Below are 14,276 nucleotides of genomic sequence, written 5' to 3' on the forward strand. Positions count from 1 at the left end.
ACAGGAGCTCGCCTCTAAGTTGTTGTCCGATTATGGTGTTAGTGGAATACAGTATGCGATCCGCTTGTTAGGACAGAATAGCGTTGGTAAAACATCTAGTTCTTTACAAACAAGCACTCAACAAGATCATAATTCCGTCAAGCAAGCTATGCGGGATACATTGCAACTTGGATTCCCGGGGATACTTGCTAAAACATCTGAGGGTGGAAAAAAGTGGGGTTATGCCACTGGGGTAGCGAATCTGAGCACCAAGAAACCAATGGAAACAGATTATCGCTTTCGCATTGGCAGCGTGACAAAGACGTTCACCGCAACGGTTGTACTTCAATTAGCTGGAGAGAACCGCTTGAATCTAGACGACTCCATCGAAAAATGGCTACCTGGTGTCATTCAAGGAAACGGATATAATGGTAATCAGATTACCATCCGGCAGATATTGAACCATACAAGTGGTATCGCCGAATACTCAAGATCTAAAGACGCTGATTTTATGGATACAAAAAAATCGTATACGGCTGAAGAAATAGTGAAGTTGGGGATTTCTCTGCCCCCAGACTTTGTTCCAGGAAAGGGCTGGTCTTATTCAAACACAGGATACGTATTATTGGGTATTCTTATTGAAAAAGTAACCGGAAACAGCTACGCGGAAGAGATTGAAAATCGGATTATTGAACCGCTTGAATTGTTGGATACATTCCTACCTGGCAATTCAAGCGTTATTCCAGGCACCAAGCATGCCCGGGGATATTCACAACCAGACGAAACAAGTGAGATAAAAGACGTAACTTATTATAATCCAAGTGCAGGAAGCTCGGCTGGAGATATGATTTCTGATGCTGACGACTTAAATAAATTCTTCTCTTACTTGCTCGGTGGCAAGTTACTGAAGGAAGAGCAACTAAAACAAATGCTTACTACAGTTCCTGTAGGAAGAAAAGGAATCAAAGGATATGGTCTTGGAATCTCTGAATTTAAGCTTCCAAATGGTGTCTCGATATGGGGACACACAGGTGGCATTCTAGGGTTTTCTACGATTGCTGGAGGTACACTTGGAGGCAATCATACGTTGGTCGTCAGTTTGAACAGTTTGGGTAGAGATAACAGTCCTAATCCTTTTAAAAACATTTTATTTGCTGAATTTAACAAGTAGGAAAAACGGAAAAAGCGGAAAAATTTCATCATAGTTTTTATAGTATAAATACGCTACTTTTTCTGCAGAAGACCATATTATGGGTATGAAATCATAATTAAGTTAGAGCATTTTCCTATCGTTGCTGTAAAAGAACATACAATTTATCCTCTGTTTAGAAGATTATTGAAAGAAGAATATGTTTCTTCATCTTAGCAAGATAGTACAGAGGCTTTGCCACCGAGAAAATATTATTCCATAACAAAAAAAGGAAACGAATACCTAACGCTATGTCCTTAGAATGGGATAATTTATTAATTGCTATAGCAGAAATTAAAGGAGTATAAAATTATGGATAACTATCTTGAAAAAATTGAAAAGTATTTAAAAGCTTTGTCCTCTTCCGAGCGTATTGACATTGTAAAAGAAATCAAAAGTGCAATGCTTGAGTTGCAAAATACTGGTCTTACTACTGAGCAAATCATCGAAAGGTTAGGAAACCCAAAAGAATTAGCGAAAGCATACTTAGGTGATGCCATTTCAAAGAACAGTAAATTTAGTTGGCGTAAACTCGCCGCTGTATTTGCTTTTTGTAGCAGCTTTGCAGGCGCCATCGGTATGTTTGTTTTGCCGATTATCAGTACTCTTTCCATTGCTTTAATGATAAGTGGAGTTATTACACCAATAGGCGGAATTATTAAATTTATCAGGCATCTTAGAGGATATGATATTACCGGAATCACAATCCAAATTGGAGCATTTACACCAAGCCCAATGCAGTTCTTACCAACTTCTATTGTGATTGGTGTGTTGATGTTTTTGTTGGGGAAAGTGTTATGGAGACTTACAATTAAATATATACACGCATTTAGTCAGAAGAAGAAAACACTCTGAATGTGAGCGCTAGCGTGGATCGAAACCACATCGTCATCCCAGATATTCAAATTTTTGTTATATTTTTTTATATGGCTCAATCACCGATTCTATGAACATATGTGGTCACCTTGTCGGGCTTAACGCACTATATTTTCCGTTTCGTGAGGTGCCCCATTTACGACATTGAAAGGAATAATTGATTCGCTACCATTTTTTAAAGGTAATGTCTGCAAACAATACTTTAGAAGTTGAAAAATCAGCCTTCTCATCTGTAATTAGGTAGTTTTCAATTTTTCTGCTTTCCAAGTCTTTATTGCGTGGATCAATAGAACTTGAAATTAGTCCATCAACATCCCCTTTTTTTGCTTGACCTTAGGCTAGGGAATGAACTGGACGGAAGACTGTGGGGAAATAATCCATCAGGTTACACTGAGAGGGTACTTCTAGACTATACTAATTTTATTGATGGAGGATTTTTTAATGCGTAAAAAAAGAGTTTCAAAAGTGCTCGCTGTAACGCTAAGCACGTCTCTAGCTGTGACTTACTTGATTGCTTTGGTCGGAGGGGATAGTGTCAGTCCGGAACAGCTCCCTCTTAAGGGGCAAACAATCACAGCGATTCAGCCTGCAGCTGTTCCTGCTGCTCCAAGCGGTCCGGTTGACCCCAAAGAAGTGGAGGCCTTCGCGGACAATTACTTTGGGGAAAGCCTGAAGAAGTTCAATGTCCCGGGTGCCATGTTCGTCGTCGTTCAGGACGGACAAGTGGTATTATCCAAAGGATACGGGTATGCAAACAAAGAAAGCAAAACCCCAGTTGATTCCAATACCGTTTTTCGCATCGGTTCCATTTCTAAGACACTTACGGCTGCGGCTGTGCTGCAGCTTGCTGACCAAGGGAAGATCAAGCTGGATCAGGACATCCAATCTTATCTCGGAGGTATCACAATACCCAATTCGACAGGTAAACCGCTAACTATGGAAAATATGCTGACCCACATGACTGGGTTCGATTTCCCATATGAAAAAGACGATGACGCCTCGCCCGATCTTCTCAATCAAGAGAATTCTCTTCGAGATTTCTTAATGGATCGAATGCCAACCATCGTCCGGACGCCGGGGGAAGCCTACCAGTATGACGATTATGCTTTTGCTTTGGCGGGATATGCCGTGGAACAAGTTACCGGGCTCCCTTTTCATGAATACATGGATAAAAACATCTTTCAGCCGCTCGGCATGAATTCTTCCCATGATCTTGTAACCCCAGAGCTTAAAGCCCGAATGGCTGCAGCTTACGATCCGGAAGGCACGCCATATCCGGAGTATGGCCTTTATCCTACGGACATGCCTCAGGGCGGAATGTTGTCCACCGGAAGCGATATGGCTAAATTCATGACCATGCTTCTGCAAAAAGGAAAGGCCGGAGATCGGCAAATGTTAAGCGAACAAAGTGTTCAGCGAATGAGCAAGTTTTCCGTTTTCGCTCATCCGGCCATACCTATTACAAGCTATGGATTTGAAAGCATTTTCAATGAACTGTCGAATGGTCAGTATGTCGTCAGCAAAGGTGGGAACATCCCCGGCCATGCCTCATTTACATGGCTACTGCCTGAGCGCAAAACGGGAATGTTCGTCATTTATAATAATGATTCCGAATTGCGCTCGGATTTGTATGCTGCCTTTATGGACCATTATTATCCGAAGAGCACCAAGACGCCTGAATCGGTATCACCTCTGACAGAACAGCAAGCCGCGCGTTACGTCGGATTATACAAAGACCTGCATACCCCGTCATTTGTGACTAGAATCACGTACAATAACGGACAACTTGTAGCGGAAGACAGATACAAATTGGGAAATAGCAAGACTACTTTGAAAAAGATAGATCCCTTGTTGTTTATGGATGACCACGGGAAGAAAATAGCATTTATTGAACAAAAGGATGGCGGTATTGCTAATATGTACAGACCTGCCAAGTCACCGATTGCCTATTCGCCCAAAATACAGAAAAAAGCGCTGTTTTTCGATGTCTCGAAAGAAAGCCCCTACCAACCGTCTATTGAAAAGCTCCATTCGCTGGATATCATCAATGGAAGAGATGGGCGCAGCTTTGACCCCAAGGCGCCCATGACCCGTGCGGAATTCATCACAATGCTACTGCATGCTGTCGGCTATCCGCCCTCTAAATCGAAATCCGGTTATACGGATATCGAACACCATTTTGCAGTCAAAGAGATACAGGCAGCGGTCGAGCAGCATTGGTTGGGGGAGGAGACTGGAGGCCGATTTGAACCGGATCGCACGATAACTCGGGAAGAAATGGCCGTCATTTTAACGCGCATTCCTCTTCCATGGCCGCTTGGCGATGAGGTGCGATTGGCAGGGCAAACCGATGAATCGGCTATCAAGGCCGTAAGCAAGCTTGTTGCTGCCGGAGTTACGGATCCAGTCACAATAACCAATTCTGACGGTTCAGTCGATTTCCGGTCCAAAGCACCTTTGCTTCGCCAAGAAGCCTCCTATTTCATTGACAAGATTCTATTTGTTCCTTAATCTCTTATCGGCCGTTACAGCCGCATTCGCACCGTGACAGAATCTCCAATCATGACTAACTTGTTGTTTGCTTCCAGTTTCATTTTTCACTACCTTTGCGCTTGGTACATTCTATTCGTGAGGGTAGAGTGTCTGGTGCCCTTATTATGGGTAAGATTGGCTCCTATGAGAGAAGGAAAATCAAAGCTGGCGATACGATTGAATTTATTAAGGTTCCTGAACAAGATGAAACATTAAAAGTTCAAGTAACAGAACTCAGAACATACCATACGTTTAAAGAAATGTATGAGGATATTCCTTTTGAAGAATTTGATTGTGAAGGATGGACAATGGAAGATATGGTAAACGGAACTTATGAAATTTACACTCCAGAACAAGAAAAAGAATGGGGCACAATAGCAATTACAATTAAATACTAAGCCGATGTTACTCAACTAATGGGGTGCTTTACTTGAAGATCATTGAGTTGCGTATGCAGCTCTTTTTTCTTTATTGAACTAACAGGGCAGTTTAGTTGAAGAAGAAGCTAAAGCTTTATCTCGTTAACCCCTTGTATCCTTAACGCCGAAAAGCATAAATACGTTCAACTAGTTCAAAAATAACGACACCTCAAAAGTATTTTAGAGGTGTTTTTTTCTACTAAATTAAGAGAGAGAAGATGGTAAACTACTAATCATCATTGTTCGCAAAAGGGTAATTTAACGAATAATGAAAATTGAGTTATGATATAATAAAAAGAGCTTATCCATTATAGATAGCTCCTTTTATTTTATGTACAAAACCTACAAGCTGCATATTAAGGAGCAGCCAATAGGTCGTGTATAGTAAAGTTTCACAGGTTGCGAATTAAGGAGCAACCAATAAAACATTACTTTATCGCATTATTAACTTAACCTAATTATCCACTAGTAAACACTTTTTGTAAAGATATTTGTACGGATACACAATATAACAATAACAACTATAGATGAGGTGCTTCAATGACAGCCAGAATAACATTCCCAGTTAGGATTTACTTTGATGAAAGCGGCAAACACTCAGAAAAGATACATTTAATGGGGGCTATTTTGATACCCTCCAATTATTATGATTTAAATGAAATGCAGGAGCTTAATGGCATTATTCGAAGCAGCGATATACATTGGACCTCATATCGTGGTCATAGTAGCACTCGAAAAAAAATTAAAAAAATTATTCTTACAGCAATGCAACATCATCATTTAATCAAAATAAAATCGAATTAGATTCTCAAGATATTAAAGATAAATACATAGATGTGGTTGATCATACCATTTATACAAAATTCCCCGAACGCGTTGTGTATGGATTAATTCGAAAATATGGCAGTCATACCTTTGTTGATGCTAATGTAGCAATAGAACATGATCATACATATGAGGCGAAAAATTATGATTTAAAGCAACGAATGTTTGAACAACTCAACATACAATCTATTTATCGAGGAGAAAACTTTAAACTTAGTGAGGTTCGATATTTACCTAAGCAACAAGAGTATGGCATTGAACTCACAGATCTTTTATTAGGAATAGTTCGAACAATAATTGAAAATTACAATGGTACTAGCAAAGGTAAAAATTCAAAAAATGACTTAGTCTTGGAATTAATTAATGAAAGCCCAGAATTACATGCATTTTTAAAGGATGTAAAACTATATGAATTGGGTAATTTTTCAAATGAATTAAAAGATACCCCTTTCGCTAGTTATGTTAATATTTTCTTGAGTACACACTCGGAATAAGAACAAATGTTCGTTAAAATTATATTTTGTGAACAATGAAATGGAGTGGAACGGTTTGGCTCTTACACCTGAACAGCAACATGTATTAGCTTTAATAGAAAAACACCAGGAACCAATGCCGGATTATGTAAAAGAATATATCTTATCAAAAAAACGCGCTGGTCTATCCCCTAACACACTTTTACAGTATCTATATAGATATAAGCATTTCTTCAACTGGACGCTTTCTGAAGGCATTATAAGTACTCCTAGTGTAACTGCTATCCCCTATACAGAACTTGAAGTAATGAAGAAGGAAACAATTGAGTTATATTTGGACTTTTTAAAAGAGGAAAATATCTCGCAAGATGAAGGTACCGTTGAACACAGAGGTCCAGCAGTTGTGGAACTATCAGTGAATGCTTTAAAGGCTCTCTTTAATTATTTAACAAAAGAGACCGAAAACGATGATGGTGAATGCTACTTCTATAGAAACGTGATGAGCAAGATTGTTCTACATACAAAACGTGAAACTGCCAACAGACGTGCTAGGAATATTAGCTCTGTTCTACTTAATGATGAAGAATTAAATGAGTATCTCGAATTTATTAAAAATGGATACGGCAATCAACTTACTGCTGCAACAACAAAACTACGATATGAACGTGACATGGAGAGAGATTTAGCAATCAATTCGCTAATATTAGGTACAGGTATGCGAGTTGGAGAAATTGCTACAATTCACATAAAAAAAGTGCATCTTAATAAAAATACTATCGAAATTACTCGTAAAGGCGGCGTGGAAGATACTGTCCTTGTTATGGAGAGTGCGCTTCAGGATCTTAAACATTACATGCAAATCCGTGAATCCCGCTATAAGGGTGCAAAAGATTGCCCTTTCCTTTTTGTTAGTGGTTATGGTGGTAGTGCAAAGCCGTTGTCTCGTAGAGCAATTCAAAACATCGTTAATAAGTATACAGCAGCATTTGGACAGAGTAATGGCATTAGTCCTCACAAGCTTCGTCATAGCTTTGCAGTGGATTTTATACGAAATGGTGGAGACATCATCCTTCTCCGTGATCAACTAGGCCATAATGATATTAAAACGACTTCTCTATACACCAACATGGCCAATACAGATAGTCAAAAAGTTTTGGACAAAATGGAGCAGCAACGTACAAATAAATCAAATTAATTAATAAATAAGAAGAATTGGTCCATACATCTATAATCGACTAGATAGTTAAGGAGTAATATTATATGGATTTAAACTATGTTCCAGCTGTTATAACTGCATCTGTAGCTTTTATTGCCGCAATAATTGCACAGGTATTGAATAACATTTTCACCTCAAGGCGTGAAAATAAAAAATATTATCGTGATATATACGGAAGTCTTATATCACCAAATTTAAATTTAATTATGAAATATTGTTATCAATATAAAGGTCCATTCGACCCGATGAATGAAAAAACTCTCAAGTTATCAGAAGTGATTAGTAATTTAGAGAAAAGTCTTCAATACTTTGGACCGGATTTACAATTGCATTATTCGCAATATAATATCAATCGTTATTTAGATGGAGCATCTAATGAAGTAGAAAAAAGACTAGAATTTGAACTTGCATTTTATTATATTATTTATGCTATTGAGGTTATAAAGAAAGCTGGTATAAAAACAGACAAGCAATATATTTCTATATTAGAATCCGTTGCTATTCACTATGCATATTTATCAATTGGTACGAAATTTCAAGATTATGAAGTAACGAAAAACAACTTAATATCTCTCAATCGCTTCTCATTAGATACACTTAACCACTTCTCGATTGGTTACTATGTCGACATTGTTAAAAACAGCAAAGATTCATTAGGAGAAATGCTCATAGAAAGAGTAAATACTGAAATTACAAACTATTTAAATGAATAATTGTTTTAAATCTAGAATGAGCAAACTCTACCTATTTTTGAATGATGAATGAAAATATAAGCTATTACTAGAGTTTACCAACAATGTACTTCTTACTACATAATACATTCCATTACTTATAAAAAGACTACCCAAAATGGGACTGACCCCTGTATTTAAGACAGAGATCAAAAAAGCATTTATCCAACCAGTTTTCGGTATTGTACCGGCGACTGGTTGTTTAGTTTCGCTTGTATTCGGATATAGTTATAATACTTTATATAGTCTTTGACAGTTTGTTTTACGATTGCCGTCGTAGTACTCCTCAAATTGTCTAAATAGAACGTTTCAGACTTTAATGCAGAATGAAACGATTCGATGGGGGCATTATCAGCGGGCGTACCTTTACGGGACATGCTCATGATAATGCCTTTTCCTTTGACAGCTTGTTGATATCGATAAGATGTGTATACCGAACCTTGGTCACTATGCAGTGTACACCCTTCGGGTAAAGAATCTAATTGGGATAAGGTATTCAACACAAAATCAGTATCTTGACAATCACCGATAGAATAGGCAATAATCTCGCCATTATATAAATCTTGAATACTTGAAAGATACAATTGTTTCTGGCCAAAAGGCAAGTAAGTAATATCACGAGCCTTTGTAAAAGTGAAGTTGCCTCAAAACTACGGTTCAGTATATTATCTGCAATGTGGTATGGTTGTCCAGTTTGTTTACGTTTTTTTACTTTCACTCGACATTGCCAGCCATATTTTTGCATTATGCGTTGCACGACTTTATGATTCACTCGTATTTCCTGGCGTAAGAGTGCAGTGATTTTCCGATAACCGTATCGAAATTTATGTTCACGACAGAGTTCACCAATACGTCGTTCAATTCCTTGGCGAGATCCTGCATCAGTAGATGCTTGTTTCCAACGATAATAGGTAGATCGTGCAACTCCTAAGTGCATACATATAGCTTTCACACTCATTATTTCTTTTAATGTTTCTACTAACTGTACAGCTACTTCTCCAACCACTTCCTCTCCAACTCTGCGTACTTTTTTAAAACCTCAATCTGTTGTTTTAAATAACGGTTTTCCACTTCTAACCTTGTTTGTTCATTCTCATATACAGGACCTTTATCAAAGGTATATTGTTTACCAACAGGTTTTTCAAATCGATGTAATTCACCGTTTTTATACCAACGCATCCATGTTTCAACTTGTGTTTTATTTCGTATATTTAATTCAGTTAAAACCTGTTTCACAGGCAAACCAGCTAATCGCATTTCAATAGCTTTCATTTTCAATTCATATGGATAACTCACTCTTGTTCCCATAAAAAAACACCTCCTAATTGAATTGTAGGTATCTAAACCCGAATTCAATCGAAGATGCTTTTTTTATTTGTCTATACTTTTGGGGTCAGTCCCAATCAACCGGGTAGTCTTTTTTATTTATAATCAATCTGCAAGCAATAATAGAAATATTAATTTTTTATATAAGTCAAATTGATATTATTTCTTCAACTTTAATGATTGATAGTCCGATTTCAATGATTGCTCATGTACTCCTTCAGCATGTTCTTTGACTGTTTTATACGCTTGTCATATATCGCATATATTACTAAAAAAGATAGTGCGCAGCTTATGTTGAAACTTAAAGACTTAGGAGAGATACCTATCTTCCTATTTACAAATGACACATTTAACTTAATTTGAAAAATCATTTTCTAAAATAGCTTGATAATCTTTCATTTTCCTTTTAAAGGATTCTTTTCCGCCTTCTAAATAGTTTATTATGTGGTTCATTATAGTTTTATTACTGATATACCCTTGTTTTTTTAGATAGCTATAAGAACCTAAAGATTCTAAAATGACCACTTGTTCCGCATCTGCATTAGTTACTAAAGTAGAATTATGCGTTACAATGACAACTTGCCTTTCATTCTTTATATTTTTCAAACTTTTAACTAATGTTTTATATATGTATTGGTTATCTAAATTATCTTCAGGTTGATCGATGATTAAAGGTGTTGAATCTCGGCTATATTTTCCATAACTCATAATGAATGTCAATATCGCAACTACCTTTTGACCTAAAGATAGGAGTTCCACATTCTTCATACAAACTGCGCTAGTATCTACAGACTCTTTAGCATTAACATTAAAATACATCTCAAAATTGCTAGAATTTTGATAAGTTTTTTCCATTGCTATTGTTAACTCTAAACGTTCTGTGGCAAGTGTATTAAGAATTTCGCTAAAAACTTTTGTTCTTGTAGATCTATCTTTTGGATTTATAAGACCATCTTCAATATGGTTCATGGTATATTTCACTTTAACAAAATCATTTAGTTTATAGTGGGATTCTAAAAAATAATAGTCTTTACTAAATAAAGATTTTAAATATTTAAATAATCCAATCTTAGCAATTTGAGCCTTCGAATATTCTTCTATATCGCTCCATTTAAGAATAGAATTAGCAACATTCTGCTTGTTTTTTTTATTTTTTATTTTTTCAAATAGATAATCCAAATAATTCTCTTCATTAATTAAATTTGGGGTCAAACCAATTTTAATTATATTTTTTTGAGTTTGATTATATAAATCAATTTTTTCTTGTAAAGAAGTGTTCCATATTTGAACAGTAGTTTCTAAGCGATTGATTATTAAGTTGATATTTTTTAAAAATTCAACTTTTGTCATATAGGCTAACTCATTTAGAGAATCTTTAAACTCTTCTTGTGCTTCACCAGAGAACATAATATCTTTAATGAATTTTCCAACGTTTCCTCGTTCAATAATAGAGACAATTTTATTAATAGAGTAATGATTTTTGTACATCGTATTTAAAATATTCTCTTTTTCACTTATATTATCAATTTTGTTAAATAAAAAATCATCTTCTATTTTCGAAGGTATAACACGATAGATAGTACACCAGTCTTTGCTGAGCTTAATTGGATCATTTTCAGCGAAGTATTTAGGGTTACCTACAAAAGCTTTATCTAAGAAAAAATCAGGACTGTCAACGGGTACATCTTTATTAATTTGAGCTAAAAAACGAATAATATAATCTTGATCATTCAGCCGAAACGTCAAAAAAATTTTTTCATGTAATGATAAAAATTTAAGAGTCTTCATATTTGCTGCTTCCTGTGAGAGAATCGTATCAACCATATGTAAAATCGTACTTTTCCCTGTTCCTCTACCGCCAATAATACAATTCAAATCTTTAGATAAATCAAATTGAAAGTCCTTCAAACCGTTATTACCCTGCAAGAAACCTTTATGGCCAAAAGGAATGAATAAACCTTTAATAAATTTTGAATTAAGTTTGGGTTTTTCACCTTTATAGATACTAATGGGATGATTTAAAATCGCTTTTTTTAAACTAGAAAAGTTTACATTGTCCAATTTTATCCATGTATTTTGTTTACCAATATTATTAATTCCATGTGCATCACCTTCATAAAAGGTACAGAAATCCTGTGCTTCTTTAGAAGTGAAACTTCTCATAATATTATAAACATTGGTATCTAATTTAGTTACACCTACTAAATTAAATAAGGGGGAGTCAAATAACCTCTGCTTGTATACTTTTGTGACTTGCTTAAAGTTAGATGTGTTTATATGTGCAATATAAGCCTTTCCACCAATCTCGTTTACTTTTTCAATAATACTTAAACTATGTTCAATTGTACCTTCCCCTTGTAAAATGTACTCATCTAAAAATTGATTTACACTTTCAAGATCCTTATCGTCAAACATAGCTACTACGTGGTTTTTATCTGAACAAGTGATTTCGACCCCTAATATTACCCATATATCTTTTTTCTGTATTGTTTTAAATTCATGAGGATAACAATAAGATAAAATTGACTTAAGTTTTTTGTAACCTTTTATAGTATTATGATCCGCTATTATAACACCTTCTATTTGTTCCATATATAACTTATAAGCGATTAAATAGTATGTAAAATATTCTTTAAAATCATCAAAATCTAATCCACGTTCTCTCAATTTCTGCATGTATTCAATTCCATAAATACCATCTTGATAATTCTTCAAGTAATTCTGGTAGTTTTCTTCATCAATCATACCAATTTTCTTAGAGTAATCAAAAATCCAGTTCATTGTTCTATCTTTATAATAAATACGTTTTTCTTTTGAACCTTTTTCAAGTTGTTCAATTTCATAATCATTAGAAGCAGGAGTATGCATATGTATTTCAAACTTATATAACCTACCATAGTTTTTTCTCGAGTTTTCGAATGTAGAATAAACTTCAAATAAATCCTGTACATGCTCATATTTATTATCTTCATATACCATTAACGTTTAAACACCACTTTCTAAAATATGCATATAGTTAAATAGTATTATACTATATAATCAATGCATAATAGGATTTGCAGAGCTATTTTGTGGCCATTCGAAAAAAGAGTCCATAGGAATTAAGTAATTAAGCATCTTACGTTTAATTGATTTGCGGAAACTTGGTTTTTTATCTACTGTTTCTGAACGAGTATTTATCATTTTAGTTCTTATCAATAGTTTGAGCAAAAAAAAGAATCCATTTTGAAAAGATTGCTCAAGAAGGATTCTACTATTATTGAAAATTATAATTTTACACTTGTTTCTATAAATTGAATTCTAAACGCCTATTTCTAAAAATTTAGGACTGCTATTCCTTGCGTAATCTTTTTCAGTTAATTTATTGAGGATGTAAGATAGTTTACGCTTTTTTTTACAACTAGTGTTCCTATTTCTGATTACTCCCATAAACAATTGCATTTTTAGTATGGAAATCCAACGTGCTATCTTTTGGAGATAAGGCTTTTGGAAAATCTTCGTTTATTATTTTATTGTAATCTATAGGTTGCGGTTTCGAATTTGGCTTAAGTGACAATATTAACTTTCTTTGAAAATTATATGGAGCATACCATTTCCAAATATCACACAAATAAATTTCAGGAAGACTAATAAGATTTCGTAGAATCTCTTTTTCAATTTTTTTTAGATTTTTCATCTCAGAGATTAATTGAAAAGATTTCGCTAAAAAACCACATAACATATCTGCCGCTTGTATACATGGTACATTCTTTGAATCAGATATAACTATAGATTTAATATGAGGAAATTTACTGAGCCAGATTGTAGTTTCATTTTGATATACAAACGGTTCTTCTTCTTGTAAAAATTTATCTTCTATTTCTTTAAATACTTCTGAATATCCTCGAAGTTTATCATGGTTAACATTCACGGAGATATTTTTAATATTAGCGTATATTTCCACATTTTTTAACATCTCTTGTAACATTGTTTGTGTAAGTGTAATTCTATTTTTAATTTTTCCATTTTGAGTTACAGTCTCAAATTCATCAATCATACTTAGTAGGTTTTTCTCGTTAAGATTTCGAAGTGTGTTAGCAACTTGTTCATGACCAGCTTCTTCAAATAACCTTACTAATTTAAAATTAAATTCTTTTAAGGCTTCAACACGCATTGTCCCTTTTTTAATTAATGTTGAAAAAGAATTAAGTAATGTCTTGTCTTGAGAATTTACTATACAATTCGCTATCGCTGTTTTCAATTCAACAGGATGAGTTAGGTATTCATTTATATTTGGGTTATAAGCGCAATCAAAAAATGTTTCAACAATTTTAGCTGCTACCATAAATTCTTTATCCACCACTATAAAAATTGGAATTGCTGAGAACTCAAATATAAATGTATTATATATTCTTTCAAAGATTTCAAGACCGTCAGACCTCTTTAAAATTTTATTCGATTTTAACTCGTCACTTTGTTCTTTTTCTATGTAGCCTTGTAAAAATTGATTTATTATCTCTATCTTTTCATTAGGTATTAACCATCCACCATAAGTAAAAAACGGTTGATCCTTGTTTAGCCAATCTGTCCCTGTATTGCCGCTCTCATCTATAAAAAATGTCGCTTCCATTAGATTCTCTCCTTAAATTGAAAATCACATCCATTATACCTATGAATATATTAGCATAAAAAGGAAAATGTTGAATGTGTGTTTTAAATAAAAAGGCAGCG

Annotated in this window: 10 protein-coding genes and 3 pseudogenes; 9 read left to right on the forward strand and 4 right to left on the reverse strand. The window is 34.8% G+C overall.

Translation table 11 applies throughout. The annotated features are described in order from the left end of the window. Positions 1–94: 94 nt before the first annotated feature. From ACZLO7_RS22305 to ACZLO7_RS22345, 9 genes and pseudogenes are all read left to right on the forward strand, one after another. Positions 95–1,150: pseudogene (locus ACZLO7_RS22305) on the forward strand (serine hydrolase domain-containing protein); the annotation flags it as partial. Between the two features lie 117 nt (positions 1,151–1,267). Then, complete coding sequence (locus ACZLO7_RS22310; RefSeq protein WP_511261436.1) at positions 1,268–1,345, forward strand: hypothetical protein; 78 nt, start codon at positions 1,268–1,270, stop codon at positions 1,343–1,345. Positions 1,346–1,480: 135 nt separating this feature from the next. Continuing rightward, positions 1,481–2,023 (forward strand): DUF1700 domain-containing protein, encoded by a 543-nt coding sequence (locus tag ACZLO7_RS22315; RefSeq protein ID WP_464939621.1) that lies wholly within the window; start codon positions 1,481–1,483, stop codon positions 2,021–2,023. 462 nt (positions 2,024–2,485) lie between these two features. Continuing rightward, positions 2,486–4,555, forward strand: coding sequence for a serine hydrolase domain-containing protein (locus ACZLO7_RS22320; RefSeq protein ID WP_464939620.1), 2,070 nt, complete (start codon positions 2,486–2,488; stop codon positions 4,553–4,555). Positions 4,556–4,644: 89 nt separating this feature from the next. Beyond that, positions 4,645–4,974, forward strand: a pseudogene (locus tag ACZLO7_RS22325) (ASCH domain-containing protein); the annotation flags it as partial. A gap of 561 nt (positions 4,975–5,535) precedes the next feature. After that, the gene (locus ACZLO7_RS22330) at positions 5,536–5,799 is read left to right on the forward strand and encodes a hypothetical protein (RefSeq protein WP_464939619.1); all 264 of its coding nucleotides are present in this window, start codon (positions 5,536–5,538) and stop codon (positions 5,797–5,799) included. Between the two features lie 32 nt (positions 5,800–5,831). Further along, the gene (locus tag ACZLO7_RS22335; RefSeq protein ID WP_464939618.1) at positions 5,832–6,314 is read left to right on the forward strand and encodes a hypothetical protein; all 483 of its coding nucleotides are present in this window, start codon (positions 5,832–5,834) and stop codon (positions 6,312–6,314) included. A gap of 40 nt (positions 6,315–6,354) precedes the next feature. Further along, positions 6,355–7,488, forward strand: a complete 1,134-nt coding sequence (gene xerS / locus ACZLO7_RS22340) for a tyrosine recombinase XerS (RefSeq protein WP_464939617.1) — start codon at positions 6,355–6,357, stop codon at positions 7,486–7,488. 65 nt (positions 7,489–7,553) lie between these two features. Next, entirely contained in the window at positions 7,554–8,222 is a 669-nt protein-coding gene (locus ACZLO7_RS22345) for a hypothetical protein (RefSeq protein ID WP_464939616.1), read from the forward strand. Between the two features lie 179 nt (positions 8,223–8,401). Here ACZLO7_RS22345 and ACZLO7_RS22350 read toward each other — a convergent pair. The 4 genes and pseudogenes from ACZLO7_RS22350 to ACZLO7_RS22365 form a co-directional block, all read right to left on the reverse strand. Beyond that, positions 8,402–9,548 (reverse strand): annotated as a pseudogene (locus tag ACZLO7_RS22350) (IS3 family transposase). Between the two features lie 372 nt (positions 9,549–9,920). Continuing rightward, a complete protein-coding gene (locus tag ACZLO7_RS22355) occupies positions 9,921–12,545 on the reverse strand; it encodes a Spaf_1101 family AAA-like ATPase (protein WP_464939615.1) in 2,625 nt (874 codons plus the stop codon). Between the two features lie 60 nt (positions 12,546–12,605). Further along, entirely contained in the window at positions 12,606–12,749 is a 144-nt protein-coding gene (locus ACZLO7_RS22360) for an SOS response-associated peptidase family protein (protein WP_464939682.1), read from the reverse strand. 226 nt (positions 12,750–12,975) lie between these two features. Beyond that, positions 12,976–14,175 (reverse strand): DUF3800 domain-containing protein, encoded by a 1,200-nt coding sequence (locus ACZLO7_RS22365; RefSeq protein ID WP_464939614.1) that lies wholly within the window; start codon positions 14,173–14,175, stop codon positions 12,976–12,978. Positions 14,176–14,276: the final 101 nt, after the last annotated feature.

It is taken from the genome of Viridibacillus sp. d25.2 (assembly GCF_055456015.2).

Coding starts and splice junctions, on each gene's coding strand:
- ACZLO7_RS22320 (WP_464939620.1), top strand. CDS start 2,486: ATGCGTAAAAAAAGAGTTTCAAAAGTGCTCGCTGTAACGCTAAGCACG.
- ACZLO7_RS22315 (WP_464939621.1), top strand. CDS start 1,481: ATGGATAACTATCTTGAAAAAATTGAAAAGTATTTAAAAGCTTTGTCC.
- ACZLO7_RS22360 (WP_464939682.1), bottom strand. CDS start 12,749: ATGATAAATACTCGTTCAGAAACAGTAGATAAAAAACCAAGTTTCCGC.
- ACZLO7_RS22345 (WP_464939616.1), top strand. CDS start 7,554: ATGGATTTAAACTATGTTCCAGCTGTTATAACTGCATCTGTAGCTTTT.
- xerS (WP_464939617.1), top strand. CDS start 6,355: ATGGAGTGGAACGGTTTGGCTCTTACACCTGAACAGCAACATGTATTA.
- ACZLO7_RS22355 (WP_464939615.1), bottom strand. CDS start 12,545: ATGGTATATGAAGATAATAAATATGAGCATGTACAGGATTTATTTGAA.
- ACZLO7_RS22365 (WP_464939614.1), bottom strand. CDS start 14,175: ATGGAAGCGACATTTTTTATAGATGAGAGCGGCAATACAGGGACAGAT.
- ACZLO7_RS22330 (WP_464939619.1), top strand. CDS start 5,536: ATGACAGCCAGAATAACATTCCCAGTTAGGATTTACTTTGATGAAAGC.